Source organism: Acinetobacter sp. YWS30-1 (assembly GCF_033558715.1).
GTDB lineage: Bacteria > Pseudomonadota > Gammaproteobacteria > Pseudomonadales > Moraxellaceae > Acinetobacter.
In genome coordinates this window covers 1,706,942-1,733,526 of record NZ_CP114606.1, presented here as the reverse complement: position 1 = coordinate 1,733,526, position 26,585 = coordinate 1,706,942, and the positions used below count along the sequence as shown (strand labels likewise).

General features: G+C 42.8%; 29 protein-coding genes. 12 read left to right on the top strand and 17 right to left on the bottom strand.

Features of this window, described 5'->3' with window-relative positions:
• Positions 1-50 precede the first annotated feature (50 nt).
• Positions 51-917, bottom strand: a complete 867-nt coding sequence (locus O4M77_RS08145; protein ID WP_323713307.1) for an alpha/beta fold hydrolase — start codon at positions 915-917, stop codon at positions 51-53.
• 117 nt (positions 918-1,034) lie between these two features.
• On the opposite strand from O4M77_RS08145, the gene O4M77_RS08140 reads away from it, so the two are divergent.
• On the top strand, positions 1,035-1,493 hold the full coding sequence (locus O4M77_RS08140; protein WP_323713306.1) for a hypothetical protein: 459 nt from the start codon (positions 1,035-1,037) through the stop codon (positions 1,491-1,493).
• 102 nt (positions 1,494-1,595) lie between these two features.
• On the opposite strand, the gene O4M77_RS08135 is transcribed toward O4M77_RS08140, so the two are convergent.
• Positions 1,596-1,811, bottom strand: coding sequence for a hypothetical protein (locus tag O4M77_RS08135; RefSeq protein ID WP_004783783.1), 216 nt, complete (start codon positions 1,809-1,811; stop codon positions 1,596-1,598).
• Between the two features lie 593 nt (positions 1,812-2,404).
• The gene (gene brnQ / locus O4M77_RS08130) at positions 2,405-3,691 is read right to left on the bottom strand and encodes a branched-chain amino acid transport system II carrier protein (RefSeq protein WP_323713305.1); all 1,287 of its coding nucleotides are present in this window, start codon (positions 3,689-3,691) and stop codon (positions 2,405-2,407) included.
• Positions 3,692-4,043: 352 nt separating this feature from the next.
• Here brnQ and map point away from each other — a divergent pair, with 352 nt between their 5' ends.
• Positions 4,044-4,838, top strand: a complete 795-nt coding sequence (gene map, locus O4M77_RS08125; RefSeq protein ID WP_004783779.1) for a type I methionyl aminopeptidase — start codon at positions 4,044-4,046, stop codon at positions 4,836-4,838.
• 293 nt (positions 4,839-5,131) lie between these two features.
• Here map and O4M77_RS08120 read toward each other — a convergent pair whose 3' ends face one another.
• The 4 genes from O4M77_RS08120 to O4M77_RS08105 all read right to left on the bottom strand — a co-directional run bounded on the left by O4M77_RS08120 (position 5,132) and on the right by O4M77_RS08105 (position 8,338).
• Positions 5,132-6,031: a LysR substrate-binding domain-containing protein gene (locus O4M77_RS08120; RefSeq protein WP_323713304.1), complete on the bottom strand. Its 900-nt coding sequence runs from the start codon at positions 6,029-6,031 to the stop codon at positions 5,132-5,134.
• An 87-nt stretch (positions 6,032-6,118) separates the two neighbouring features.
• Entirely contained in the window at positions 6,119-6,823 is a 705-nt protein-coding gene (locus O4M77_RS08115) for an NAD-dependent deacylase (protein ID WP_323713303.1), read from the bottom strand.
• Between the two features lie 19 nt (positions 6,824-6,842).
• Positions 6,843-7,775 (bottom strand): alpha/beta fold hydrolase, encoded by a 933-nt coding sequence (locus tag O4M77_RS08110; RefSeq protein WP_166134893.1) that lies wholly within the window; start codon positions 7,773-7,775, stop codon positions 6,843-6,845.
• 14 nt (positions 7,776-7,789) lie between these two features.
• On the bottom strand, positions 7,790-8,338 hold the full coding sequence (locus tag O4M77_RS08105) for a PadR family transcriptional regulator (RefSeq protein ID WP_323713302.1): 549 nt from the start codon (positions 8,336-8,338) through the stop codon (positions 7,790-7,792).
• A 166-nt stretch (positions 8,339-8,504) separates the two neighbouring features.
• Here O4M77_RS08105 and O4M77_RS08100 point away from each other — a divergent pair, with 166 nt between their 5' ends.
• The 3 genes from O4M77_RS08100 to O4M77_RS08090 all read left to right on the top strand — a co-directional run bounded on the left by O4M77_RS08100 (position 8,505) and on the right by O4M77_RS08090 (position 12,298).
• The gene (locus tag O4M77_RS08100; RefSeq protein ID WP_179993003.1) at positions 8,505-10,529 is read left to right on the top strand and encodes an NADPH-dependent 2,4-dienoyl-CoA reductase; all 2,025 of its coding nucleotides are present in this window, start codon (positions 8,505-8,507) and stop codon (positions 10,527-10,529) included.
• Between the two features lie 182 nt (positions 10,530-10,711).
• Positions 10,712-11,122 (top strand): nuclear transport factor 2 family protein, encoded by a 411-nt coding sequence (locus tag O4M77_RS08095; protein ID WP_034171064.1) that lies wholly within the window; start codon positions 10,712-10,714, stop codon positions 11,120-11,122.
• Positions 11,123-11,191: 69 nt separating this feature from the next.
• Positions 11,192-12,298 carry a YheT family hydrolase gene (locus tag O4M77_RS08090; RefSeq protein WP_166134882.1) on the top strand — a complete coding sequence of 369 codons (1,107 nt, stop codon included), beginning with the start codon at positions 11,192-11,194 and terminating at the stop codon, positions 12,296-12,298.
• A gap of 61 nt (positions 12,299-12,359) precedes the next feature.
• On the opposite strand, the gene O4M77_RS08085 is transcribed toward O4M77_RS08090, so the two are convergent.
• Positions 12,360-12,815: a hypothetical protein gene (locus tag O4M77_RS08085; RefSeq protein WP_373684945.1), complete on the bottom strand. Its 456-nt coding sequence runs from the start codon at positions 12,813-12,815 to the stop codon at positions 12,360-12,362.
• 228 nt (positions 12,816-13,043) lie between these two features.
• On the opposite strand from O4M77_RS08085, the gene O4M77_RS08080 reads away from it, so the two are divergent.
• From O4M77_RS08080 to O4M77_RS08050, 7 genes are all read left to right on the top strand, one after another.
• Entirely contained in the window at positions 13,044-14,684 is a 1,641-nt protein-coding gene (locus O4M77_RS08080; RefSeq protein ID WP_104426986.1) for a CTP synthase, read from the top strand.
• 31 nt (positions 14,685-14,715) lie between these two features.
• Positions 14,716-15,573, top strand: a complete 858-nt coding sequence (kdsA, locus tag O4M77_RS08075) for a 3-deoxy-8-phosphooctulonate synthase (protein ID WP_004783756.1) — start codon at positions 14,716-14,718, stop codon at positions 15,571-15,573.
• A gap of 44 nt (positions 15,574-15,617) precedes the next feature.
• Entirely contained in the window at positions 15,618-16,907 is a 1,290-nt protein-coding gene (gene eno, locus O4M77_RS08070) for a phosphopyruvate hydratase (RefSeq protein WP_034171067.1), read from the top strand.
• A 7-nt stretch (positions 16,908-16,914) separates the two neighbouring features.
• Positions 16,915-17,304: a septum formation initiator family protein gene (locus tag O4M77_RS08065; protein ID WP_004783752.1), complete on the top strand. Its 390-nt coding sequence runs from the start codon at positions 16,915-16,917 to the stop codon at positions 17,302-17,304.
• Positions 17,273-17,986 (top strand): 2-C-methyl-D-erythritol 4-phosphate cytidylyltransferase, encoded by a 714-nt coding sequence (gene ispD, locus O4M77_RS08060; RefSeq protein WP_180138781.1) that lies wholly within the window; start codon positions 17,273-17,275, stop codon positions 17,984-17,986. Before O4M77_RS08065 ends, ispD begins: the two co-directional genes overlap by 32 nt.
• 100 nt (positions 17,987-18,086) lie before the next feature.
• Positions 18,087-19,226: a rod shape-determining protein RodA gene (gene rodA / locus O4M77_RS08055; protein ID WP_166134868.1), complete on the top strand. Its 1,140-nt coding sequence runs from the start codon at positions 18,087-18,089 to the stop codon at positions 19,224-19,226.
• 137 nt (positions 19,227-19,363) lie between these two features.
• Positions 19,364-19,723 carry a hypothetical protein gene (locus O4M77_RS08050; protein ID WP_227607366.1) on the top strand — a complete coding sequence of 120 codons (360 nt, stop codon included), beginning with the start codon at positions 19,364-19,366 and terminating at the stop codon, positions 19,721-19,723.
• A 48-nt stretch (positions 19,724-19,771) separates the two neighbouring features.
• Here the strand turns inward: O4M77_RS08050 and O4M77_RS08045 are convergent, their stop codons facing one another.
• The 9 genes from O4M77_RS08045 to O4M77_RS08005 all read right to left on the bottom strand — a co-directional run bounded on the left by O4M77_RS08045 (position 19,772) and on the right by O4M77_RS08005 (position 26,532).
• On the bottom strand, positions 19,772-20,074 hold the full coding sequence (locus tag O4M77_RS08045) for a cyd operon YbgE family protein (RefSeq protein WP_159123153.1): 303 nt from the start codon (positions 20,072-20,074) through the stop codon (positions 19,772-19,774).
• Positions 20,075-20,077: 3 nt separating this feature from the next.
• The gene (cydX, locus tag O4M77_RS08040) at positions 20,078-20,179 is read right to left on the bottom strand and encodes a cytochrome bd-I oxidase subunit CydX (RefSeq protein WP_004783742.1); all 102 of its coding nucleotides are present in this window, start codon (positions 20,177-20,179) and stop codon (positions 20,078-20,080) included.
• A gap of 24 nt (positions 20,180-20,203) precedes the next feature.
• On the bottom strand, positions 20,204-21,349 hold the full coding sequence (cydB, locus tag O4M77_RS08035) for a cytochrome d ubiquinol oxidase subunit II (RefSeq protein ID WP_180003736.1): 1,146 nt from the start codon (positions 21,347-21,349) through the stop codon (positions 20,204-20,206).
• Complete coding sequence (locus tag O4M77_RS08030) at positions 21,346-22,932, bottom strand: cytochrome ubiquinol oxidase subunit I (protein ID WP_125279135.1); 1,587 nt, start codon at positions 22,930-22,932, stop codon at positions 21,346-21,348. The genes cydB and O4M77_RS08030 overlap by 4 nt, the downstream gene beginning before the upstream one ends.
• A complete protein-coding gene (gene cydP / locus O4M77_RS08025) occupies positions 22,932-23,123 on the bottom strand; it encodes a cytochrome oxidase putative small subunit CydP (RefSeq protein WP_004783737.1) in 192 nt (63 codons plus the stop codon). The genes O4M77_RS08030 and cydP overlap by 1 nt, the downstream gene beginning before the upstream one ends.
• A 352-nt stretch (positions 23,124-23,475) precedes the next feature.
• Complete coding sequence (locus O4M77_RS08020; protein ID WP_323713301.1) at positions 23,476-24,528, bottom strand: porin; 1,053 nt, start codon at positions 24,526-24,528, stop codon at positions 23,476-23,478.
• 336 nt (positions 24,529-24,864) lie between these two features.
• Entirely contained in the window at positions 24,865-25,278 is a 414-nt protein-coding gene (locus O4M77_RS08015; protein WP_180012916.1) for an HIT family protein, read from the bottom strand.
• A 31-nt stretch (positions 25,279-25,309) separates the two neighbouring features.
• Positions 25,310-25,576: a YARHG domain-containing protein gene (locus O4M77_RS08010; RefSeq protein ID WP_159124442.1), complete on the bottom strand. Its 267-nt coding sequence runs from the start codon at positions 25,574-25,576 to the stop codon at positions 25,310-25,312.
• A gap of 83 nt (positions 25,577-25,659) precedes the next feature.
• On the bottom strand, positions 25,660-26,532 hold the full coding sequence (locus tag O4M77_RS08005; RefSeq protein ID WP_166134859.1) for an NAD(P)-dependent oxidoreductase: 873 nt from the start codon (positions 26,530-26,532) through the stop codon (positions 25,660-25,662).
• Positions 26,533-26,585: the final 53 nt, after the last annotated feature.

Here is a 26,585-nt window from a genome sequence, read left to right as displayed (position 1 = left end):
ACTGAGCGTATTAAAGCACATTAACCTATTAATAGCCATTTAAATCATCTTTAGGCAGATAACTGTTGCTCAATGACTGACCATAAGTTTTGATGAGATTTCTTGAACATCAGCATGTGGCCAATCCCTTTATGACCATATTCCTGGGGTTTTAGCTCAATCATTTCTGTGACTGCTTTTGGATATAAGCGCAGCAAGTCTTTGACATTTGCTTGAGTGGCAATTTCATCATCTGAAGCCCAGATTGAGGTAATCGGGCAGGTGATCTGGGCATGATAGTCATGTGCTGGTGCGATCTTTTTACCAATCGCATTGATGACATAACCCGGTTTACTACAAAATTCTGCCCATTCACGCGCCACATCTTTTGGCAGGTTTTCACCCATACCAATCGCTTGAGTTGGACCATAGCCTTTGGTGATACGTGCCAATGGGAAAATGATATTGAACATCACTGGTGCTAGTAATTTGGTGCGACCCTTTAAACCTTTAACATGACCCGTCGATCCAGCAATTGCCACGACTTTTTCCACTTTGGCATAGTTTGGGACAATACCCAGAAGCTGTCCACCAGCACTATGACCGAGTAAGATGACCTTTGCTGCCTGAGTTTTAGCTAATAGCGCATCAATTGCAGCCGGAATGTCCAGTTGTCCCCATTGCACAATACTGGCTTTAGACTGCTTAACCGAACCTTTTAAAGATTCGCCGATACCTCGAAAATCAAATACCAGCACTGCATAACCCTGAGTTTGCAACCAGCAGCTAAAACTATGATAAAACTGTTTGGTAATGCCAGTCGCAGGGCAGATTAATATGGGAGATTTCTTACTTTCAGTCTCAGTGACTGGATAAAAACGTGCACTTAATTGATAGCCATCCTGGCACTTTAGAGTCAATGTTTCGAATTCAGACATGGGCTACACTATATTTTTGAATCAGAATGAATGCTTAAATTTACCTGACTTCTTCAAAGAAACTTGTTAAAACAATGACTAAAAAGTCAGTACGATGATAAAAAACGGAATGAAAATATGCAGGGAATAGAACTTGATCTGGCAGTAAAGATCGCGATTATTTTTAGTGGAATATTCTTATGGGTGGGAATGTTAACTGGGGTATGGAAATATTGGCAAATCCGTCAGTCTGTCAATTCACGGGCGCATTATTATGTGGATATTGCGCATCGCAGCAGTCTGCTTTATGCACCTGCGACATTGATTCTGGCAGTATTGGCTTATTATTCAACACTATCTTCGCAGATTAATTTGGTCTGTGTATTGATCAATATTCTTTTTTTCAGTTTCTCGATTGGTGCTTATATCTTGCATGGGTTTTTGAAAGATACGACCAATCAGTTTAAGCGACCGCATCAACTAGGTAAATTTCAGTTGCCGGGCGTGCTTATGACTTTGGCAATGTTAGGTTTGATTATTGCGGAATTAGGAGGGGCAAGTGTGCTTCTTTATGGGACGGCGATCGGATTATTCTAATTTTTAATGGTTGATTTTATTTTTTGAGCCTATTGCTCAATTCTTTTCTGCCAGATGGATGACTGGCCAGATCATCCACTGGGGTATAAATTTATTAATAAATTATCGGTATTTCTGGTCGATCACAGCCCATAAGAAAAAGGCTGCCGAGACAATCAAGGCATAACCGACGTACTCAAATTTTAAATTGCCTTGAATTAAACAATGCACAATCAAGGTCAGCATAAGCGCAACCGTGGTGCTCAAGAAAGTCACCAGATTGGTATTTGCCTTAAGAGCGTCAATGAAGACTTGCTTTTTGAAATGTACTGATAACATCTCCATCCCTCCCGTTTATTTGTATTATTGAAGAGTAAATCTTATTGATTTAGTCTGAATTGAATATACAGTTGTACTTCTTAATTTCAACCTTTGCAACTATTTAAGTGAACTTTAACAGTTAAAAAAGGCCTCCTTTAGTCGTATTACTGTACTTATCAATGATTGCATCCGAATCATCATCTTAAACATTTCAGCGAGGGCAGTCCGGCTGAAGTGTGCAAGTGATCATTCATTGCTACCATAGGGAAAAGCAAATTCTACGCCAAAGATTGGTAGAGATAATCTAGAAAATGTAAGTCTATGTAGAATGATGAGAGTTAGTTGGTTTAATCAGGAAACAATATGTTTAAAAAACAGTAAAATAGCGAGTTGTGTTGATCTTCTGCTAAAGAATGAAAACGGAAGTAAGAAAGAAGCTAATTAAAATAATTGATTAAAAGTTTATAAAGTATTTTAAAATTTAATTTGGCTGTGACCAAGAATAGAGGGTGTAAACAATAAATGCCGGTTTGGGTAAAACCTGACAGATATTGATCACGCTAAAACCGGATTTTGGGTAAAAATACGATTTTTATGACCTCTTAGAAAGATTAATTTCTGATGCGGTCAATCACAGCGGCAATGACAAGAACAATAAGAGATGGAATCAGCCATGCCATATTTTGTTCAGAAAGCGGTAAGTTCTGTAGCAATTCAGGTAATTCAAGGCCAGCAACTTTAAGGCCATCAAAAACACCGAAAATAAATGCAACCAGTGTAGTCGGTGCAACAACTTGAGCAGGCTTTTTAAAGAAATGACCGCAGAAGCTTAACAGGATCACTGCAATCGCAGGCGGATAAATCGCGCTCAATACAGGCACAGAAACGGCAATTAGTTTGGTCAAACCAAGATTTGAAATCACTAGCGAGAAGCCGACCAGTACAAAGACATAGGCTTTATAAGGCAGTTTGGTAATAGAGGAGAAGTATTCAGCACATGCACAGGTTAAGCCAATCGCAGTCACCATGCAGGCAACAAAGATCATGGTGGCAAGGAAATAAGCACCCATATCACCAAAAGCATGTTGTACATAGGCATGCAGAATAATCGCACCATTCGCAGCATTAGGGGCAACATCATGACTACCTAAGCCTAGTTTAAATAGGCTGAGATACACCAGCGTCAAACCGATACCAGAAATAATCGCTGCATTGACTGCATATTTGGTAATCAGCTTGCGATCCGTTACACCACGAGAGGTTATTGCACGCACAATCACAATACCAAAGACCAATGCGCCTAAAGTATCCATGGTCAGATAACCATTAACGATGCCTTCAGTGACCGGGCTTGTAACATAGTTACCCACTGCAGCAGGTGGTTTGCCGGCAGGAATCAATACTGCAGCACCGCCTAAAATAATTAATGCGATAATTTTTACTGGAGACAGGAAGTAACCAACCGTATCCAAAATCTTATTTGGATAAAGGGAAACCAGAGTCACTACAGCAAAATAGATCACACTATAGATCAGCAGGTTGCTAGGTGCATTGCCAAAGTATGAAGAGAAGCCGATTTCATAAGAAACGGTTGCAGTACGTGGTGTCGCAAATAAAGGCCCAACCGTCAGATAACACACGACAGTCAGTAAAAGACTGGCAGCTTTACCTAATGGAGAACTTAAGATCTGGATCGAACCTTCAACACGTGACAATGCCACGATGGTGATGACAGGTAGGCCAACTGCCGTAATCAGGAAACCCAAGGCAGCTAACCATACATGCTCACCGGCTTGTTGAGCCACAATAGGTGGAAAGATAATGTTGCCCGCACCAATGAACAGTGCAAAGGTCATAAAACCTAAGGCCACAATATCTCTTGTACGGAGACTTGTCATAGAGGAAGAATAGATAAATAAAAGAAAGCGATTTTAGTGTATATATGATGATTTTTGGAGTTTAATTTAATGCCGAAAGCCTTGATTTTACTGATCTTGACGATCGGATAATGTGAACTTTAAAAGCTTGGTAGAAATATATCTTTGATATTCAGTTGAAAAAATTATAATTTATTTTTAAATAAATAAATCATTTAGACTTCATTTCATTATATTCGGCTTATTGTTTGTATAAATAAGCAGCATTGAGATTCTCTATAGCAAGTTTTAAGAATTGTCATGCAGAGCGAACAAATGCGCATCTTGGCTGAAAAAGGACTATAATTTCCTGATTCACCTTGAGGATAGATCCATGCGAGCTCCAGCAATTACTCTGAAAACCGAACAAGATATCGAAAAATTACGTATATCTGGACGTTTGGCTGCACAGGTTTTGGAAATGATCGGGGAGCATGTCAAGCCGGGTGTTACGACTGAATATCTGGATGACATCTGTCATGATTTTATCGTCAATACGCTAAAAGTGACGCCAGCCAATATTGGTTATTATGGTTATACTAAAACCACCTGTATTTCACCGAATGAAGTGGTTTGTCATGGTATTCCATCTCCAAATACCGTATTACAAGACGGCGATATTATTAATATTGACGTTGCGATCATTAAAGACGGTTATTTTGGCGATACCAGTCGGATGTATTATGTCGGCACACCATCTCCTGAAGCCAAACGTCTGGTCGAAACTACTTATGAAGCCATGGTTGCCGGGATTCATGCCGTTAAACCGGGTGCAACCCTAGGCGATATTGGTTATGCAATTCAGTCTGTTGCACAGCGTGAAGGCTATACCATCGTGCGTGAATATTGTGGTCATGGGATTGGTAAAATTTATCACGAACAGCCAAACATTCTGCATTACGGGCAACCAGGTCAGGGCATCAAACTGGTACCTGGCATGGTTTTCACTATTGAACCTATGGTTAACATGGGTAAAGCACGTGTTAAAGAGTTGAAGGACGGCTGGACAGTCGTGACTGCGGATAAATCCTGGTCAGCTCAATGGGAGCATATGGTAGTCGTGACCGACACAGGTTTTGAGCTGTTATCGCCGTGGCCAGAAGGTACAGGCGAGTATCCGGAAATTTAAATTATTTTTCATGTTATGCATTGAAATACAGTAGCTTACATAAATTACAGCTTGCTTGCTATTAGTGACGAAAGCTTACAAAACACTACATGAAGAAGTGGTTTAACCAGCCAAATCCTCTTAATCTATTTATAGTTAGTTGATGTTTGCTTTGTTAGATTTCTGATTGCTGTATATTAGATTTGGCTTGGCGGTAGTAGTTTCCTTTCGTTCACTTCATGCTGTAGTGAATCATTTTTATTAGCTCATTTTTCCCCAAGAATGAGCTATTTTTTTTGCCTGAAATATTCCTTTTATACAAGATGCAGGTGTTCAACCAGATAATCAATAAATACCCGTACAGCTGGTAACAGACCACGACGGGAAGGATAAACCAGATGAAAAATGCCATGAGCAGTTTTCCAGTCTGAAAGTACCCGAACCAGTTCGCCACGTTCTACATATTGCTGCACGACATTATCGGGCAGTAATGTAATACCACAGCCTGAAGCTGCCAGCTGTGCCAGCATATTCAGGTCTGATCCCATTACGGTGGGGCTGATCCGGATTTTCTTCTGTTGCTGTTGCTCATTCTGCAATACCAGGAACTGTTCAGTATGTTCCTCAGCCATGCTTAAAATTTTATGTTCAGAGAGTTGTTCAGGCGTTTTCAGTTCGCCAAATTCGTTTAAATAGCCCTGACTGGCAAACAGATGCTGTTCAATTTTTTCAAACTGACGAATCACTAGATTTGGATCGTCATCCAGGCTAGAGCGCACGCGTAAAGCCAGATCAAAACCTTCATTAATAATGTCCACACGTCGATTAGTGATCATCATCTGGACTTTAATTTCAGGATATTTTTTCAGGAAATCCGGCAGGATTTTTGCCATTTCATTCTGGGCAATGGAGACGGGCAGGCTCACTTTAATGGTGCCACGCGGTTCAGTACTGAGATGATCCACCAGATCATGGGCGGCCTGTGCTGCACTGAGCATCACTTGTGCATGTCGATAGATATTCATTCCAATATCGGTGACTGCAAAATGACGAGAACTACGTTGAATCAGGCGGACGCCAAGGCGTTCTTCCAGATTATAAACGCGGCGGCTGAGCTTGGATTTGGGAATATCAGTAGCACGTTCGGCTGCACTGAAGCCGCCATGTTCCACGACCTGCGCAAAACAGTAAAAATCATCCAGATCAGTCAGCATCGTTTAATTCCATTCCTGCAACAATAGGCTGATTAAAAAATGATTGTTGCATACTGTCAACTATAGAATACGAATTTTGAATGATGACTAGATCTCGGACTCAAGTAATTTAAGTAAGGTTTTCATGCCTTCTGTGGCCGTCTGGGAAATCTTGTGAAACTGAGCAGGTAAGTGCTGTTGATCTGCTTTAGGATCAATATAGTAAGCTGTACAGTGAGCTGGAATCTCATGGATTAAGCCAGCAACTGGATATACTTGCAGACTGGTTCCAATGACCACAAAAATATCAGTATCCTGTACACAATCTTGTGCTTCTTCATAAGCAGGTACGGCTTCGCCAAACCAGACCACATGTGGACGTAATGGATAGCCCTCCTTACAGAAGTGTTTAGTTAAATCTAATTCAGACCCTTCAATCGGATAAAACTCGGTGGTGTACTGGCAATTCGGGCCTGAGGTTTTGGCTAGGCGGATATTGCCATGCAGGTGAATAACCTTGGAGCTTCCAGCACGTTCATGCAGATCATCAATATTCTGGGTAATCACATGGACATCAAAATCATCTTCAAGTTCGGCAATGAGTTGATGAGCTGCGTTTGGCTGTGCTTCCAGAATATTTTTACGTCGGGCATTATAAAAGCGTTGCACCAGTTCCGGATTTTTAGCCCAAGCTTCGGGTGTCGCCACTTCTTCTATACGATACTGTTCCCAAAGCCCATCACTATCACGGAAGGTGTTGATCCCACTTTCCGCACTCATGCCAGCACCTGAAAACACCACCAGTTTTTTCATGATTTCTTCTCCTGAATCTTTAGGCCGCTGAAGAACTGTATTGAGAATTTTCTTTTAGAAAGGTATCGAGCTCCCTGGCAAATTTGAGTGGTTCGGTCAGTAAGGGGGTATGGCCAGATTTCGTGAAAAATACCTGTTTAGCCTGAGGCAGGCTTTGGGCAATTAGGCGCTGACCTTCAACAGGATAGAGTTTGGACTGCACACCGCTAAAGAAAGTCACCGGACAAGTAAGCTTCGCCAGAGCTTCACGATAATCTTCCTGATGATATAAATAATTATTGATGTACCACGTCATATAATCCACCCGGCTAGAAGGCAGGAGCAGGCTTTGCAGACGAGGTTGATTCATGATGAACTTAAATACTTTCAAACTGGCTGGACGATCATTTTGTAGCTGGATAAAGCGCAGCCATAATGCTGCAATCTGCTGTCGTACTGAATTATCCAGATCCCGAATGAGTTCAATATGCTGATGTTCTGCAAGTAATGTTGAAAGCTGCTGCAAAATTTCAATAAATTCCTGATGGCGTGGACCAAAAAGTCCAAATGCCCAGGCATCATCGACCGGAATCTTCGGTGTTTGGTCAATATGCAAATAAGCTGCTATGTGTTTGGCAAAGTTCCCATAGCACAAGCCATGCATGGTAGTGGTTGCGCCCATAGAGTAAGCAATTACAATGAATTGATCTAAATTGAGCTGCTGGATCACCGACTGAACATCAAGCCAGTGACTGGAAATCGCATCCAGGTCTTGCGGGATTTTGCAGTGACTAGACGCCCCAAAACCGCGCCATTCAGGAATAATAAAGCGGAAGTTTTTCTGATGTGGATAGAGAAAAGCTGCCCATTGCCAGCTCAACATGCCCAGACCTGATAAGACTAGTACAGGTTGACCCTGACCGTATTCACGTACAAATAACTGTTCGCCATCTGCCATGGTGTAGAAGGGCATGCATATCTCCGTATTTATAATTTTTCTACATCGAATTGTTTAAGTCTGGGAATGACCTGTTCCAGCCAGGCAATCCAGTCCAGTTCCTGATCAATACCCAGTTGCAGAATCATTTTATGAATATACAGGGTTCGGTCATTTTCGTCAGCTTGAGCAAAGTCTTTGGCGAAAATATGCTGATAGGTTTTAAGCTTTTCTTTATGTATTTCTAGATGTCGTTCCAGTTCAGGTAAGGTGCTGTTGCCGCCAAGTTGGGCTTCTGCACGCAGACGAACCATCAATTCTTCACGAAGCTGTGCAGGAGAGCTATGCTCCAGCATCCAGTTAGCCAGTTCTTCCCGGCCGAGTCGTTCTACCTGATAGGTTTTTTTACGGCTATGAGAATCTTCCTCTTCTATGGTCGAAATCCAGCCTTTTTGCAGCATGGCATTTAGTTCACGATAGATCTGCTGATGGGTGGCATTCCAGAAGAAGCCCATGGAGCGGTCAAAACGGCGTGCCAGTTCAATGCCGGTGCTCGGTTTCTCAATCAGGCTGGTGAGTAAAACATGTGATAAAGACATAAACGTCTCAAAAAAGTGACTCGGGATTATTATGCAACATGTTGCATAAAAATCAATTCTGCACTATAAATTAGTGCAACAAGTTGCATAAGGCTGATGCTTGATGGAAATAAATCAGTCAGCCTGAATAAAAATAGCCAGCACATCTGCACGCTAGGGAGTTGAAATGTCTAAATATCCGAATTTACTTGCCCCACTGGACCTAGGTTTTACCACGCTTAAAAACCGTGTCTTGATGGGCTCTATGCATGTGGGCTTAGAAGAAGCACCAGGTGGTTATAATCGGATGGCTGCCTTTTATGCAGAACGCGCCAAGGGTGGCGTAGCATTAATTGTGACAGGTGGTATCTCACCGAATGATCATGGCGTCACTTTTCAGGGCGGTTCCAAGCTCGACACGATTGAAGAAGCTGAAAAGCATAAAATCATTACTCAAGCCGTGCATGAGGCTGGCGGGAAAATTGCCATGCAGATCCTGCATACCGGCCGTTACTCTTATCAGGCGGAAAATGTCGCGCCGTCTCCAATTCAGGCACCGATTAATCCAGTCAAACCGCATGCTTTAAGCTCTGCTGAAGTGCAGCAAACCATTGATGACTTTGCCAACTGTGCCAGACTGGCTCAATACGCCGGTTATGACGGTGTCGAAATCATGGGTTCAGAAGGTTACCTGATCAATGAGTTCATCGCAGCGCGTACCAATCATCGTGATGATGAATGGGGTGGTAGTTATGAAAACCGTATCCGTTTCCCGATTGAAATTGTACGCCGTACCCGTGAAATGGTCGGTGAGAATTTTATTATTATCTATCGTCTTTCCATGCTGGATCTGGTTGAAGGCGGTTCAACTCTAGAAGAAGTAATCCAACTGGCCAAAGCCATTGAGAAAGCGGGCGCGACGATTATTAATACCGGTATTGGCTGGCATGAAGCGCGTATTCCGACCATTGCTACCAAAGTGCCACGTGCGGCCTTTACTTGGGTTACGCGCAAGCTAAAAGGTCAGGTGAGTATTCCTCTTATTACCTCTAACCGTATTAATACGCCGGAAATGGCAGAATATGTCCTGGCTACAGGCGATGCCGATATGGTGTCAATGGCACGTCCAATGCTGGCAGACTCTGAGTTTGTCTTAAAAGCAGAACAGGGCCGTAGTGATGAAATTAATACCTGTATCGGTTGTAATCAGGCCTGTCTGGATCATATTTTCTCGATGAAAATTGCTACCTGTCTGGTGAATCCACGCGCGTGTTATGAAACTGAACTGATCTTTAAAGAAACCAATGTAGCGAAAAATATTGCAGTGATTGGTGCAGGACCAGCGGGTTTAAGCTTTGCCATCTATGCAGCAGGTCGTGGTCATCATGTAACAGTATTTGAAGCTTCAGCGCAGATTGGTGGGCAATTTAATATTGCGAAGACCATTCCAGGTAAGGAAGAGTTTTATGAAACCTTGCGTTATTTCAAACGTCAGATTGAATTGCAACCCCGTATTCAATTGAAATTAAATTGCACCGCGACCTTTGATCAGCTGATTTCAGCCGAATTTGATGACATTGTGGTTGCCACTGGGGTGACACCGCGTCAGCTCGATATTCCTGGAATTGATCATCCTAAAGTATTGTCTTATCTGGAGGTACTAAGAGAGCGTAAACCAGTCGGCCAGCGTGTAGCGATTATTGGTGCAGGGGGTATTGGCTTTGATACGGCTGAGATGCTCAGTCATGGGACCGAAAGTGGTAGCGTCAATCCGGAAAAATTCTATGATGAATGGGGAATCGATACTAACTATGAAAATGTCGGTGGACTTAAGACCGCCAATGTAGAACAGCCTGAACGTGAAATTTATTTATTGCAGCGTAAAGCAGCTTCTGTCGGTTCAAGTCTGGGTAAAACCACAGGCTGGATTCACCGTGCTGGCTTAAAGCATCGTAATGTCAAAATGATTGCTGGTGCAAGCTATGAAAAAATTGATGATCAAGGTCTGCATGTGATGGTAAATGATCAACCTGCAGTGTTAGACGTAGATAATGTCATTATCTGTGCTGGTCAGGAATCTTATACTGCCATGTTTGATGAACTGAAAGCTGCCGGTAAAAACGTGCATCTCATTGGTGGTGCGAAAGAAGCAGGTGAGCTGGATGCTAAACGTGCAATCCGTCAGGGTGCTGAATTGGCTGCGGTGATTTAATTGATAAAACTTAAAAGATGACAGTTTTTGCTTTCATGCGAAATTGTCATGAAAGAAAGTTGATTGTTCCCTCTCCTTTGTTAAAGGAGAGGGTTAGGGAGAGGATTCTATTCTAAAACACCAGAATCCCCCTAAATCCCCCTATTTGCAAAGGGGGACTTTACAACAAAAAGGAAATAATAATGACACTACAAACAACCCAAACTGCAATTATGCGTTGGCATGAAATGTTGGAAACACGTGACATGTCCATATTGAATGAACTCCTCGCGGACGATGTCGTATTCCGCTCACCCGTGGCTTTTCATCCTTATCCCGGGAAACAGGTTGTATTTTTTATCTTGACCAATGTGGTTCAGGTCTTTGAAAACTTTAGTTATCACCGCGAATTTCTTAGTGAAGATGGTAACAATGTTGTACTTGAGTTCTCCGCCAATGTCGGCGATAAGAAACTTAAGGGAATCGACATGATTCAGTTCAATGATGAAGGTCAGATCATTGATTTTGAAGTAATGATACGACCAAAATCTGGACTTGAAGCCTTAGCTATAGAAATGGGCCAGCGGATTCAGGCTTATCAGGCTAATACTTAATTTCCTACAATTGATTCAAGTCGGCATGAAGTTTGTACATCACTGATAGAAAACTAGAGGGGAATACAGATGAAAATGTGGCTTAAAAAAATGAGTCAACTTTCAAGTGAATATCTGGACCGCTTTAGCGGAGCAGATCTTCCAACACTTTATTATAATCCGAATGGTTTATTTTCTGGTGTGATTGAACGTTTACCACTTTTAAAACAGAAATATCGTCCAACACCGTGGTTATCGAATGCGCATGCGCACATTCTATATCTGGACTTGATAAAAAAACGCACGATTAAGCTGCAATATGATGTGCTTGAGCAGCTGAATATGTCCGATGGCGGCATTACTGGCATTGCCTGGTATGGTTTAGATTTACCGCCAAGTACACCTACCATTGTGCTATTGCATACCATTACCGGCTCTCCGGAATCCATGCGGGAGCTGGTGCGTGACCTACATAAATATACAGGCTGGCGTGTTGCTCTGTGTTTGCGCCGTGGTCATGCTGACCTGCCAATGCCTGTGCCAAAAATGAACTTGTTTGGTTCAACCCAAGATCTGCGTGAACAGTTGCTCTATATTCAGGACAAGTTTCCTCAATCCGATCTCTATGGTGTGGGTTCCTCTGCGGGGACAGGACTGTTGGTTCGCTACTTGGGTGAAGAGGGCGAGCAAACCCCACTCAAAGCAGCCTTTGCCTTATGCCCAGGCTATAATACCGAAACCGGTTTTGCCTATGTACATCCGTTTTATAGCAAAGTCATGGCTAAAAAACTGATCAAACGTTTTATCCATCCTTATCAGGAAACCTGGCAGATTTATCCTTCATGGAAGCAATTGCTTGAGGTGAAAGACTTGTCTGAATTTGAACAGCGCTACTATGAGCTGGCAGGCTTTTCAGATTATGAAAGTTATACCAAGGCCACCAATCCAATTTATGTATTTGAAAATGTCAAAATTCCATTGATGATTTTGAATTCGGAAGATGACCCGGTCTGTCATATCCAGAATCTGGAACCGTATAAGGATGTCATTCGAGCCATGCCAAATATTGTGGTCGTTACCACTAAAAAAGGTAGCCATTGTGGCTTTTATCAGGGCTTAATGCAGACAGAATCATGGGCCACTCGTCTGATGGCAGATTATTTACTGCAACTTTCCGATACTCCAACGGCAGCTTGAAAGAGATTTTTAAACCATAAAAAACCCAGCATAAGCTGGGTTTTTTTGATGAAGGATTATATTAGTTTTCAAGTGCTGGCATAGCAGCAGCAATTGCATCTGCAACTGCATCATCTTCAGACTTATTTGCAGAAGATGAGTTGTTTTTAGGAGCGGCTGGTGTTGCTGCAGGTTTTGCAGGCTGCTCAGTGCTTGAATTTGTTTCAGCTGCAGGCGCAGGCTCTGATTGAGCAGGTTCCGGTTTTTTAACTTCACGGCGAATTTCAGTCGTAGTATTCGCAGTTTGTTCGCGCTGGATTTCAACAGTCGGTGCTGCTGGTGCTTCTTCAACCGGTTCAACTGGTGTTGATTCTAATGGTTCAACAGGCTCAAGTTGTACAGGTTCCGGAGCAACCACTTCAGATGCTGGAGTAACTTCGGTTTGTTCTTCTTCTTTTGGAGCTTCTTTTTTTACACAACCAGTCAGTGTAAGGCCAGTCAGGATCAGGGTACAGATTAAAAGTTTCTTCATCATCATTGCATCAAACAGAATAGTGTAGGGTGTGAATGTTCCTATTATAGCAGCAAAATGCAATATATAAATCATATGAACTTACTGTAATTTTTTTCAGGAATTGCTGTTAGAATAGTCAATTGTTTATTGTTCTTTGATTTGATGCGGATTGACTTTGCTTTATTGGTACAAGGTAAAGTAAAATTGCGCAACATTGCAGGCCGATTTAGGCTCGATTGTACGAGAAACCCAATGACCCATTTTATTTTCGTGACTGGTGGTGTTGTTTCATCACTAGGTAAAGGTATTTCAGCTGCTTCTGTTGCTGCACTTTTAGAAGCCCGTGGTTTAAAAGTGACCATGGTAAAAATGGATCCATACATTAATGTCGATCCAGGGACTATGAGCCCATTCCAGCACGGTGAAGTTTTTGTTACAGAAGACGGTGCTGAAACAGACTTAGACTTGGGTTACTACGAACGTTTCTTGCGTCGTGCGAAAATGACCAAACTGAATAACTTTACATCAGGCCGTGTTTACCAGGATGTTCTGAATAAAGAACGCCGTGGTGACTACCTGGGTGGTACTGTACAAGTTATTCCACACATTACTGACAACATCAAAGAACGTGTACTTCGCGCTGGCGAAGGTTATGACGTTGCGATCGTTGAGATCGGCGGTACTGTAGGTGACATTGAATCTCTCCCATTCATGGAATCTGTACGTCAGTTAATGGTTGAACTTGGTCATAAGCGTACGATGCTGATGCACTTAACGTTACTCCCATACATTAAGTCTGCAGCAGAATTAAAAACTAAACCGACTCAACACTCAGTAAAAGAACTTCTGTCTATTGGTATTCAACCAGACATTTTGATCTGCCGTACTGAACATGATGTTGATGCAGATACGACGCGTAAAATTGCCTTGTTCACTAACGTAGAAGCGCGTGCAGTAGTCGTGTGTAAAGATGCACGTACGATCTACCAGATTCCACGTACTTTCTATGAACAGAACGTTGACGATCTCATCTGTGAACGTTTTGGCTATGACAATCTTCCAGAAGCAGACCTGTCTGACTGGGATAATGTGGTAGAAGCTTTACTGAACCCTGAATACACCGTTCGTGTGGCAATGGTTGGTAAATATGTTGAACTTCCGGATGCCTACAAGTCTGTGAATGAAGCACTTTTACATGCCGGTATTCAAAACCGTGTGAAAGTTCAGATCGACTATGTCAATGCTGAAGAACTTGAAAGCCAAGATGTCAATGAAGTATTGAAAGATGCGGATGCGATTCTGGTACCAGGCGGTTTTGGTGAACGTGGTACTGAAGGCAAAATGAAAGCAATTCGTTTTGCACGTGAAAACGGTGTTCCATTCCTGGGCATCTGCTTGGGTATGCAGCTTGCAGTGATCGAATATGCACGTAATGTGGCGGGTATCACTGATGCGACTTCAACAGAATTCAACCGTTCAACCAAATCTCCATTGATTGGTCTGATCACTGAATGGTTAGATGAGCGCGGTGAAGTTCAACAGCGTTCAGTAGATTCTGATCTTGGCGGTACCATGCGTCTAGGTGCACAGAAGTCTGAACTGGTACCGGGTACCAAGACTGCTGAAGTGTATGGTTCGGATGAAATTATCGAACGTCACCGTCACCGTTACGAGATGAACAACCGTTATATCCCAGTGCTGGAAGAAAAAGGCATGAAGATTTCTGGTTATTCTCCAGTGCAACACCTGGTAGAAACTGTTGAAATTCCTGCACATCCTTGGTTTATTGCAGTACAATTCCACCCGGAATTTACCAGCTCGCCACGTGATGGACATCCATTATTTGCCGGTTTCATTGATGCTGCGAAAAAACAGTACCAAAAAACTAAATAATGCGAGTTTAAGACACAACTAGGAAGTTTAAATGTCACAATTAAAACCACAAGAAATTGTACGTTTAGGCGATATACAAATGGCAAACCACTTGCCATTTGTACTATTCGGCGGCATGAACGTACTTGAGTCGAAAGACTTAGCTTTTGAAATTGCAGAGACTTATGTTGATATCTGCAAACGTTTAGATATTCCATATGTCTTTAAAGCAAGTTTTGACAAAGCCAACCGTTCAAGCCTGAACTCATTCCGTGGGCCTGGCCTGGAAAAAGGAATCGAGTGGTTAGCCGACATTAAAAAACATTTTAATGTGCCAATTATCACTGATGTACATGAGCCGTATCAGGCTGCTCCTGTGGCAGAAGTTGCTGACATTATCCAGCTACCTGCATTCTTAAGTCGTCAGACTGACCTGGTTGAAGCGATGGCAAAAACTGATGCCATTATCAACATCAAGAAAGCCCAGTTCCTTGCTCCGCACGAAATGCGCCACATTTTGCATAAGTGCCTGGAAGCAGGGAATGACAAGCTGATTCTTTGTGAGCGTGGTTCTGCTTTTGGTTACAACAATCTGGTTGTAGACATGCTGGGCTTCGACATCATGAAAGAAATGAACGTGCCAGTATTCTTTGATGTAACACATGCATTACAAACTCCAGGCGGTCGTGCTGACTCTGCCGGTGGTCGTCGTGCGCAGATTACTACACTGGCGCGTGCCGGTATGGCTACTGGTCTTGCAGGTTTGTTCCTGGAAGCTCATCCAAATCCGGATGTGGCAAAATGTGATGGTCCTTGTGCCTTACGTTTATCTCAACTAGAACCATTCCTGGCTCAATTAAAAGAGCTGGATACTCTAGTGAAAGGATTTGAAAAATTAGATACCCATTGATGCAGTTTTAAGCATCCTGTTATTAATCAACTGAGGAATTGTTCATGAGCCAAATCGTTGACATTCGTGCACGTGAAATTTTGGACTCTCGTGGTAACCCAACCATCGAAGCAGACGTTATCCTGGCATCTGGCGTAGTTGGCCGTGCATGTGCACCATCTGGTGCTTCAACTGGTTCTCGTGAAGCTTTAGAACTTCGTGATGGCGATAAAGCACGTTACCTAGGTAAAGGTGTTAAAACTGCGGTTAACAACGTAAACACTCTGATTCGTGATGCGTTAGTGGGTAAATCAGTATTCGAACAAAAAGACATCGACAATACGATGATCGCTTTAGACGGTACTGAAAACAAAGAAAAATTAGGTGCAAACGCAACTTTGGCGGTATCTCTTGCTGCTGCGCGTGCTGCTGCTGAAGAAAAGAAAACGCCGCTTTACCAATACATCGCAGATCTCCGTGGTCAAAAGATTTTGACTATGCCTGTTCCAATGATGAACATCCTGAACGGTGGTGCTCACGCAGACAACACTGTTGATATTCAGGAATTCATGATTGAGCCTGTAGGTTTCACTTCATTTTCTGAAGCGTTACGTGCGGGTGCTGAAATCTTCCATTCTTTAAAATCAGTTTTGAAGAAACAAGGTTTGAACACTGCAGTTGGTGATGAAGGTGGTTTTGCGCCAAACCTTCGTTCTAACGAAGAAGCTATTACTGTGATCCTGTCTGCAATCGAGCAAACTGGTTACAAAGCTGGTTCTGATATTATGCTTGCGCTTGACTGTGCATCTTCAGAATTCTACAAAGATGGTCAATATATCCTGGCTGGTGAAGGCAACAAATCGTTCACAAGCAACCAGTTTGCTGACTACCTTGCAGGTCTGGTAAATCAATACCCTATCATCTCGATTGAAGATGGTCTGGACGAATCTGACTGGGAAGGCTGGTCTTACCTGACTTCTATCCTTGGCGATAAAATCCAGTTGGTGGGTGATGACCTGTTCGTTACGAATCCTAAGATTCTTCAACGCGGTATCAACGAGAAAGTAGGTAACTCAATCCTGATCAAGTACAACCAGATCGGTACATTGACTGAAACTTTAGATGCAATCTACCTTGCGAAAGCAAATGGTTACTCTACTGTAATCTCTCACCGTTCAGGCGAAACTGAAGATTCTACTATTGCAGATCTTGCAGTAGGTACAGCAGCAGGTCAAATCAAGACTGGTTCACTTTGCCGTTCTGACCGTGTAGCGAAATATAACCAATTACTTCGTATCGAAGAATTGACTCAAGCTGCATATCGCGGTAAAGCTGAGTTCAAAGGTTTGAACTAAGCGACTTATGTCAATGTTAAATGTATTCGACTCCTTGATGAGTAAAGTACTGTTGGGCCTTGCGATCGTTTTGATCGCAGGGTTTCAATATTTATACTGGTTCGGTGAGGGTGGTTATAATGACCATCAGGCATTGACCCAGAAAATTCAGCAACAAGTAGAATTGAATGAAGAACTGAAAGAACGTAATCGCGTTCTGGCCGCAGAAGTTTATGATTTGAAGAATGGTATTGAAGCCATCGAAGAGCATGCCCGTCTCGATCTAGGTTTGATCAAGCCGCATGAAACCTTTGTGCAAATGAGCACTATTAGTACTCAATATAAACCGATTTATCTTAATCCGAATAAAGTAGACCTGAGAACCAATGAATCAGCTGATGTTCCAACAACACCATAAATTGTGGGTCATTTTACCAGCTGCAGGTTCCGGTAGCCGATTTTCCAAAACCGAACTTAAACAATACCAGATGATTCAGGAACGGACCGTTCTTGAACACACGGTTTCCCGTCTGAATCAATTGCCATTAGCAGGTTATGTCCTTGCGATTGGTGCACAGGATGATGTTGCCAAGACTCTGCCACTTTCTCATCTGGATAAAGCACATTTTTGCTTGGGCGGTGCAGAGCGCGTCAACTCTGTACTAAATGCCTTGGAATATTTATCTGAGATTGCTTCAGAAGAGGATTGGGTTTTGGTGCATGATGCAGCCCGTCCTTGTGTGAGTCAAAGCTCCCTGATTGATCTGGTCAATACAGCAATTCAAACTGATCAGGCTGCGATTCTGGCCATTCCGGTACGGGATACCTTAAAACGTGTCGTAAAGGATTATGGTATTGAAATGACAGTAGATCGTTCGACATTATGGCAGGCGCAAACACCACAAATGGCGAAACTTGGAACTTTGAAGCGTGCGATTCAGCAGGCACTCGCAGATGGTGCTACCATTACCGATGAAGCCAGTGCACTGGAACATATAGATGAACCCGTCCAAGTAGTACAGGGGCGTTCCGATAATATTAAAATTACCTATCCAGATGATCTGGAACTGGCGAAGTTGATTCTGGCTGTCCAGCGCTAAATATATTGCAATAAAAATGGAATAAATCGGTCAATGGCGATTTATTCCGGAGCACTTTAACTTATAATTTTGCCATCATGAATTTTCTACCCGTGGGCCAATGATCCCTTCACAGCAGTATCGTTTTTTGCGGCAGTCCGCACGCGATGGACGTAGTATTAATCCCCAGAATGCCTCCCGATGGACCAAGTTGCACCTTGATCCATGGCTGCTTTGTTTCCTGATTTTAAATGCGATCTTGGGTCTGATGGTGGTTTACAGTGCCACCTCTGAAGATTCGGGGATGGTGATTCGCCAGGCGATCAGTTTTGGTGTGGGTTTTGTGGTAATGTTTATCTGTGCCCAAGTACCACCCAAGGTCTATCAGGCTGCCAGTCCATATTTTTATATGTTCGGTATCTTTATGCTGCTGCTGGTCTTTGTGATTGGTGAAAAGCGTCTTGGGGCAACCCGCTGGATTACGTTGCCGGGTGTGGGGAGTATGCAGCCGAGTGAGGTGATGAAGTTTGCCATGCCACTGATGATGGCCTGGTACTTTGCCCGTAAACCTTTCCCGCCAAAATTTCTAGATATTGTCGGCGCCTTGGTGATTTTAGGCGTACCTTTTGTACTGGTGGCATTACAACCCGATCTAAATATTGGTCTGGTGATTCCCGGAATCTTTGTACTGTTCTTAAGTGGCATGTCATGGCGTTTAATTGCTGGAGCCTTTGCTGCTTTGGCCGTTGCAGTGCCGCTACTGTGGATGTTCTTGTTGCAGGAATATCAAAAGAAACGGATTCTGACTTTATTCGATCCAGAATCGGATGCCTTGGGCGCAGGCTGGAACATTATCCAGTCCAAAATTGCCATCGGTTCGGGTGGGGTTATGGGGAAAGGTTACTCACAAGGTACGCAGTCTCATCTAGGTTATTTACCTGAACATCATACCGACTTCATCATGTCGACTTATGCCGAAGAATTTGGTTTTATCGGGGTGTTTCTGCTATTCAGCCTGTTTACGGCCATTATTATTCGCTGTTTGATTATTGGCATGAATAGCTTTCATAACTTTGGCCGTTTGTATGCCGGTGCGATCGGACTGACTTTTTTCTTCTTTGTATTTTTAAACTCAGGCATGGTCAGTGGGATTTTACCTGTGACGGGTGACCCTTTGCCATTGATGAGTTATGGTGGTACAGCCGTAATTTCCATGTTGGCAGGGATGGGTATTGTGATGTCAATTCATACTCATCGGTAGAAAATTCAATGAAGTAAGTTTTCAAAGCCGGACCAGTTCTGGCTTTTTTATTGCTCGTATTTATTAAAAGTAGCTTTATGCTATAAATATTCAATAACTTAGATAAATCGTATGTAATTTTTATTGTTGAGGGGAAAATGCATAAATTAATTATAGCCATTGGAATTTTGGGCTTATCTGTTTCAGCTTGGGCCAAACCACTGAGTCAGGCTGAATTTAAGGCGCAAACCAAACAAAAATATGATGAGTTAGAGCTAAAACTTGCCGTGTTGAACTCATCGGTAGACCGACGTGAGCATCCTGCACTTATGATTGCTAAAGCCTGTGAATATGCAACCGGTTTAAAGCAGTTAAAGTATCTATCAGAACAGAATCTGCATCTTGCGACAGCGCAGGATGAATTCCGGTTTGTGAGTACACTGGATAATCAGTTTACTCAATCCCTTCAGGATTTGGGAACTACCTATGAAACAGGCTGTGTTTCACAAAAGAAATAAAGAACAAAAAGCCCTCAAATGAGGGCTTTGTTTTTGGTTGTTTAATACCTAATTAAGAAACCAGGTGTAATAACCCCATAGCATTAACGGCCAAGCCAGAAACGGACTAAATAGCCATTTCCAGAACCAGTGCTGAGGGATAAAGCCAACCCCGTGAATAAAACCGCCTGAAATGCCGATCATGATAAACATCATGGCGCGGTGGCTATATTCCCCGTTGGCATCCAGCATTGCAGCAGGATGAACCAGCAACACCGCTGCGAGTGGAAAAGCCAATAGGCAAGAAATCACCATTGCAAAAGGGTTAGATTTTTTTTCTATCTTTACTTGTTCAACTGCAGCGTCTGTCATCTCTTATTTCTCATCCAGGTCTTGATGATTTTCAATATACAGTGCACTGAGTACACCAGCGAAACAGGCCATCAAAATGCCGAGAATCCATGCGAAATACCACATAATTTTATCTCCTAAGACACAGCCTTAGTACAGGCTGTGTGAATTCTCTTGAATATGTTTTTTGGTAATCACGCCCCACATCTTGTAGTAACACCAAGTGGTGTAGCACAGAATCAGTGGAACGAAGATGCATGCAGCCACAGTCATCACAGTTAAGGTATTTTGGCTGGAGACCGCATCCCACATGGTTAAGCTTGCAACCGGATTAATGCTTGAAGGCATCAGGAATGGGAACAGGGCAAAACCGGCAGTCAAAATTGCACCGATCACTGCTAAAGATGAACCCAAGAAGCTCAAACCTGCTTTGGCTTTAGATGCAGCCAATACCACAATAATGCCACCTAAAATACCTGCAACTGGTGCCAGTATCGTGATTGGATAAGTGCTGTAGTTGTTCATCCAGCCTGGGTTGGCATTGGTCAGTACTTCTTTTGCTAGTGGATTAGCGATACCGTTAGTTTCGTAAGGAGTCACTAGGGTATAACCCTGGATACCACCGAAATATAACCATGCACCGACTGCCAGGAAAGCTACCAGATAAACAATCCCCATGATTTTGGTTGCTTTGGCAGAACGTTCACGTAAATCGCCATCTGTACGTAGCATCAACCATGCACCACCGTGTGCACACAGCATAGATAAGCTGACAACACCACATACCAGTGCAAATGGATTGAGCAGGGCAAAGAAGCTGCCAGAATAAGTCGAACGAACTGTTTCGTCTAATGTAAATGGAACACCCAGGAACATATTGCCGAATGCGACACCGAAAACCAGTGCAGGCACAGCACCACCAACTGCTAGGCCCCAATCCCAGGCATTACGCCATTTGGTATTTTCCAGTTTGGAGCGATAGTCGAATCCTACTGGACGCAGGAATAAGGCAAACAGAACAAGCAGAAGTGCCCAGTACATACCAGAAAAGGCAGTTGCATAAACCATTGGCCAAGCAGCAAACAGGGCACCACCCGCAGTAATAAACCAGACCTGGTTACCATCCCAATGCGGGGCAATCGTATTGATTGCCGCACGACGTTCTTCATCATTCTGACCCACGAATGGCATGATCGCCATGGAGCCCATATCAAAGCCATCAGTCAGGGCGAAACCAATCAGCAAGACGCCAACCAGTACCCACCAGATTATTTTGAGTAATTCATATTCGATCATGCTTGAGCCTCCTCATTTGCCTTTTTTGCAGCTTCAAGTTTCTCGAAGTGGTATTTACCAGTATGTAGAGAACTTGGGCCAAGGCGTGAGAATTTAATCATTAAGTACATTTCAATGATCAGCAGTACAGTGTAGAACGCTGCTAATGCAATGATTGATCCCCATACATCGCCTGTGCTTAAGCTTGAAGTCGACAGGTGTGTAGGCAGAACCTCACCAATGGTCCAAGGTTGACGACCTACTTCAGCAACAAACCAGCCAGTTTGTGCCGCAATCCATGGAAGCGGCAGTGCAAATAATGCAAATTTTAATAACCAAGGTTTGTTTTCTGCATTGCGTTTAGCCACCGCAAAAGTCGCAAGAACAAACAGAACCAGCATCAGGAAGCCAGAAGCGACCATGGCACGAAATGCCCAGAACAGGCTTGGTACATGTGGAATAGTATCTTTTGCTGCTGCCTTAATTTGCTCGTCAGAAGCATCTACAACATTTGCAGTATATTTTTTCAGAAGCAGACCGTAGCCCAAATCTTTTTGAGTTTCTGCAAATGCAGCTTTCAGCTCAGGAGACTGATCACCAGCACGTAGTTTTTCCAGTTGTTCATAAGCCACCATACCGTTTCGGATACGACCTTCATGTTCAACCAGCAGGTCTTTAATACCGGTAACAGGCGTATCTACAGAACGTGTAGCGATAATCCCCATAACATAAGGAATTTTCACAGCATAATCGGTAGACATGGTTTCTTTATTTGGGAAGCCAAATAAAGTAAATGCTGCAGGTGCTGGTTCAGTTTCCCATTCTGCTTCAATCGCAGCCAGTTTGGTTTTCTGTACATCACCAATTTCATAACCAGACTCATCGCCCAGCAGGATCACAGAAAGAGTTGACGCTAAGCCGAAAATGGCAGCAATCGCAAATGAACGGCGTGCAAATGGCAAGTCACGTTTTTTCAGCATATAGTAACTTGAAATCGCCAGTACGAAGATGGCACCAGTCACATAACCTGCAGAAACAGTATGTACGAATTTAACCTGTGCAACCGGGTTAAAGATCAGTGCTGCAAAGTCCACCATTTCCATACGCATGGTTTCATAGTTGAATGCTGAACCAACCGGGTTTTGCATCCAGCCATTGGCAACCAGAATCCACAGTGCAGACATGTTAGATCCCAGTGCAACTAACCAGGTCACGCCCAGATGCTGTACTTTGGATAAACGGTCCCAACCGAAGAAGAATAAACCAATGAAAGTAGATTCAAGGAAGAAGGCCATCAAACCTTCAATAGCCAATGGTGCACCGAAAATATCACCCACATAATGCGAATAATATGCCCAGTTGGTTCCGAACTGGAACTCCATGGTCAAGCCTGTGGTTACCCCTAAGGCAAAGTTAATCCCGAACAGTTTTCCCCAAAACTTAGTCATGTCCTTGTAAATTTCTTTGCCGGAAATCACATAGGTGGTTTCCATAATGGCAAGCAGAAATGCCAAGCCTAAGGTCAGTGGAACAAAAATAAAGTGATACATCGCGGTCATAGCGAACTGGAACCGCGAAAGATCGACCACGCTTTCAGAAATCATCAACGTGTCTCCTTGATTTGGGAAGGATTGCCGGCGATACGCTCGGCGACTTGAGTGTCAAAATCTTTTGGAATAGTAGGCGCATCAAACCAAATATTTTTAATTACCAGAAGTAGAATGATCTTGATAATTAAAATCGCAGTAATCTCTCTTACTGTTTTTTGGTTTAAATTTTTAGAAACTAAGCTCATGTGAACAAGCCTATTATGTGGTTTGTTATATATTATTAATCGATTGTAACTAAAAAATAAATAGACCAAATAGTTTAAATAAATATATATTTATAAGTTATTGAAAATATTAATAATATTTAATTAAAAGTTTGATAATTATTCTAAATATTTGTGATTGTTTTTTGTAACAATAGATTATTTTAATCTGATTAAAATGGTTGGAATTTATTTTTCAAGTATATTAATCCTGATTATTTTGCTGGGGTTTTTATTCAGTTTTTATTCTAATTAAAATAGTCGGGATTAATTAAAAAATAAAAAAGAACCCGCATCAGGCAGGCTCTTTTCTAATATGGAATTGGGGAGGGCTTCAGAAGTCGTAACGCATACCGACCGATAGTCCGAAGCTGTCTTCACCACGTGCGCCAGCCACTGCATTGCTACGGCCTTGTGCCCAAGGTGTCAGATTTGAGTTTTCATCATTTAATACACTGGCCAGATTGCTGTAGATGCGGACTGCTGGGTCAAGACGATGTTCAATTCCAATCGCCAGTAAAGTAGCATTGGCATCATCGGCATCTACATCACGGTGAAAGACCTGTCCACGCAATGAGGTTTTGGCTGCTAATTTATATTCACCCGCGATGCCAAAGACCTGAGCATCAGGATTGACTTCGGTATTGTCATGCTGAAGGAACTGATACAGACCACCGAGTTTCAAGTCTGGCGTGATTTTGTAGGCACCTGCAATCCGGAAACCATCACGTTTACCACGACTGGCTTCTTCTTCATAATGTTCATATGCCGCTGCAAAATCAACTTTATCTTTTTGGTAGGTAAGGGCAAGGTCATAAGCCTTATCTTTATCTTTTTCACCATTCTTAGATGCATCCGGGCTGTTGGCTTCATGTAGGGAAAGTGCACCCAGAACATTAAATCCATTGCCGAATTTTGGTGATTTATATTCAATGCTATTGGCATTACGTTCATCAAAACGCAGATTCCCTACACGGGTCACGTTACGTACATCGCCGACCATATCTCCAAAGAAGTTAACTGGACTGCGTGCCACTTTAAATGGACTATCGAAACGGCCGATCCGTGCCTGACCGAACTCACCTTTTAAACCGACAAAGGTATCACGAGTAGCAAACTCGACATCATCATTTGCAGAGCCACTGGCAAAGTTAATTTCCTGCTCAATCTGGCCAAATACGGTCATGCCATTTTCAAGTGTTTGTTCAGCTTTAAATCCAAGGCGTGATGCATTGGAGGAAATTCCAATTTCACTATAATCCTGGCCATCATCCAGATAATCTAAAGACACATGTGCACGGCCATAGACTTTAACATCAGCAGCGACTGCCATGAGCGGTGTAAAAACGCTTGCCCCAATTGCGAAAATGCAAAGTGATTTTTTCATATAAAGCTCCAATCAGACTTTTTTAGGTCTTTTGAGGTGTATGCAGTAGCTCGGTCTTGGCTACCATCCTGTATTGGTGCTCAGTATTGAGGATGAATAAGTCAGTATGGTTAAGGAAATATTGCAGATCTATGAAATCTAAAAAGGGAGCAATTTTAATTTTTAAGATTCTGTGCAGGATTTTTTTGCTTTAGTTAACGCTGATCCAGTAGATGAGTAATGCGGTTTTAATAAAGTCATTTAAGAGGAATACTGTATTTATGAATGGTGATAAAAAATGAAAAATAAGGCATAAAAAATGGAGCCGAAGCTCCATTTTTAAGGACGAAGAATGAATTAAAGAGCAGCTTTAATTTTCTCTGCCAGTTGTTTGATTTTTTCCTGATCACCCATTTGTGCAGCATGTTTGCCGAGATTGTGCAAAGAGGTAGGTACCAGATGGAAATGAACATGCGGAACAGTCTGACCCGCCGCAGCGCCAGAGAGCTGCATGAGTACAATGCCATCTACACCTAAACCTTTTTCAATCGCTTTGGCAATTTTTTGCACCACCTGAATGGTATAGGCTGCAACTTCAGGATCCAGGTCAAGCAGGGTGATTGCTGGAGTTTTAGGAATGACCAGAGTATGACCATCGGCCTGTGGCATGATGTCCATAAATGCAAGAACTTGGTCATCTTCATACACTTTAATTGCTGGAAGTTCACCACGCAGAATTCGTGCAAAAATATTTTGGTCATCGTAAGTCATAAGTGCATTCCTTGAGCAGAATTGAATTGTATTATTTACAGTTCAATTCTTTCTGACGTTCTTTGATCGCGTCAAGACGTTGCTGCTCTTTTTCTGAAAATTTTGGCTTGGTTGTGTAGCAATTGTCATTAAACTTTGCTTTTGCTTCAGGATCCTTGAAACAGAAACCTTTTGATGCATAAATGACATCATGGTCATTTTTCAATTTTTTGCATTCCTGTTCAGATGCAAGAACCGATGTTGAAGCCCCAAACAAAGTTGCAGAACCGACGAGTGCTGCAACAAATAACTTATTCATAAGAGTTTCCTCAGGTATCACTGCATGTGGCTAGTCTATAGTCACAATATTAGGTTTGTTTATTATTATTCAATGGCGAGATATTACTCAATGGTAATATTACTCCATGATTCATACATTTTTACAGCACTGGAAAAGTCACTATTTTTATCCGACAGATTGCTAGCAGCTTGCACCAGACTTTGACCTAAAGCGAGAAGTGGTACTGCCAGTTTGGCATCGCGCGCAAGATCAAGTGCAATGCCGGTATCTTTGGCTAAAAGAGGCAGGGCAAAGGTAACAGGGAAGCTACGGTTCAAAACACGCTGTGGTAAAACGGTTTCAGTCACATTGCTTTTACCGCTTGATGCATTGATACAATCCAGCGCTTCATTCAGGTCAACGCCGTGCGCTTTCAGCGTGGTAAAGCCTTCTGCTGCTGCACACAGGTTTACAGCCAGTAACATATTATTTACCGCTTTTACCGCAAAGCCGGCACCTGATGTCCCCACATGCTTGATCAATTTGCCAAACGCCTGCATCGCTGGCAGGGCTTTTTCAAAGCCTTCCGCATTACCGCCGACCATCACAGTCAATGTGCCATTTTCCGCACCAATGGTCTGGCCACTCACAGGCGCATCCAGGAAAATCACACCCTGTTCAGCCAGTGCTTCTTCTAAGCGTCGGGCAGCGTCAGGAACACCGCTGGTACAGTCTACCCAGATACTGCCAGCTTTAAGGCTGAGGCCTTGGACTAATGCTTCAACATCGGCACTGGTCGGCAGGCAGGAAAAAATAATATCTGCCTGAACTGCCTGTTCTAAAGCGACAGCTTGGGTGCCATATTCAGCAGCATGTTCTTCAGCCTTGGCAAAAGTACGGTTCCAGACATAAACTGTCTCAAAATGCTTGGGTAAATGCGCTGCCATGCGATAACCCATTGCGCCTAAACCAATAAATGCCACTGACTGAATCATGTCATACCCTCTGAATAAAATAATAAATACCTGAAAATTGCCGGCTCTTCCGG